Raw genomic sequence first — 1,456 nt, 5'->3', positions numbered from 1 at the left:
CATTGAAATATCATTATATTCTCAACATTCAGAAAATGGTTCATCTGTTGCATACGAGCCGGAGTTTACGACGGAAGGGGCGGAAAGCTGATGGGGTGGATGGCTCCTGCTTCAACCGGCGTCGCAATGCGCCATAGTGCAGTTGTCAAAATCTGCTTATGAGAGGAGCCACCCCATGCAAGTTACCACAATCGGCGTTGATCTGGCCAAGAACGTTTTCCAGGTCCATGGGATCACCGCGAGCGAAGAAGTCGTGTTCAACAAGCCGCTGCGACGAACGCAATTTCTGCCGTTCTTTGCAAAACTGGATCCGTGCCTGATTGGCATGGAGTCGTGCAGCAGTGCGCATCATTGGGCCCGTGAACTGACAGCTCTTGGTCACGAGGTTCGGCTGATTCCGCCGATGTATGTGAAGCCATATGTCAAACGCGGTAAGTCTGATGCCATTGACGCCGAAGCAATTTGCGAGGCAGTGACCCGACCCACCATGCGGTTTGTTGCGACCAAAACAGTCGAGCAGCAATCCCTGTTGTCGCTACATCGGGCGCGTGACCTTTTGGTGCGCCAAAGAACGCAACTCATCAACAATCTGCGTGGTCTGGTCGCGGAGTTCGGCATCTTCATTCCTAAAGGGCTGGCCCGTGTGATTGGATTTGCTGAGGACATCACTCTTGGTGAAGTGCTCGACTTGCCAGACATCGCCAACGAGGTGATCCGCAACCTGTCAGAACAGCTCATGGCTCTGCATAAGCAGGTCCGATGGTATGAAGAGCGCCTCAAACAAGTGGCCAAAGAAGATGCGCGTGTCCGTTTGCTGCGCACTATACCCGGCGTCGGCGCGGTGACGGCTTCTGCGATCATCGCCAGCATTGGAGATGGTCACCAATTCAAAAACGGCCGGGAGTTCGCAGCATGGCTGGGTTTAACGCCTGCCAACAAATCCAGCGGCGGTAAAGAGAAGCTGGGGCGGATCACCAAGATGGGTGACCAGTATCTGCGATCATTGCTTGTCGTTGGTATGACATCACTCGTTCGACAAACACGATCCCATCCCGAGCGAGCCAGCAAATGGCTTACATCCTTGCTTGAACGCAAATCTGCGCGTGTCGCAACCGTCGCCATGGCCAACAAGACCGCCCGGATCGTCTGGGCAGTGCTTACCCGCAACGAACCCTACAGCCCACGCACTGTAGCCTGAGACGAAAGGAACAACGAGTTAGCAAGACCCGCGAGATGATGGTGCATAAGTCTGCCGCCAAAGCCAAGACACTCCGCCGAATGGCGCGGGCATAATAGCCCGTAAAGCTGATAGGAACTTGGTTTGCGGAACCCATCAGGGCCAGCGGTCAAAACCGCGCAAACAGGCCGGACACATGACTGCTTCTGACAAATGCACAAATCAGATCAAAAATGTCTTGCTATGCAGGAGCCATCCACACAAGTCATTCGCTGCATG

General features: G+C 54.1%; 1 protein-coding gene. It reads left to right on the top strand.

Annotated features, from left to right (window positions below; genetic code table 11):
* Nucleotides 1-175 precede the first annotated feature (175 nt).
* Nucleotides 176-1,198, top strand: a complete 1,023-nt coding sequence (locus tag A3722_RS14180) for an IS110 family transposase (protein ID WP_067916225.1) — start codon at nt 176-178, stop codon at nt 1,196-1,198.
* Nucleotides 1,199-1,456 lie beyond the last annotated feature (258 nt).

Origin of the sequence: Sulfitobacter sp. HI0027, from assembly GCF_001634775.1 — a bacterium.
GTDB lineage: Bacteria > Pseudomonadota > Alphaproteobacteria > Rhodobacterales > Rhodobacteraceae > Sulfitobacter.
Note: the sequence above shows the minus strand (reverse complement) of the source record. Positions and strands in the feature narration are given on the sequence as shown.

Bases quoted from the DNA above. Each gene is read 5' to 3' on its own strand.
- A3722_RS14180 (WP_067916225.1), top strand. From the start codon at position 176: ATGCAAGTTACCACAATCGGCGTTGATCTGGCCAAGAACGTTTTCCAG.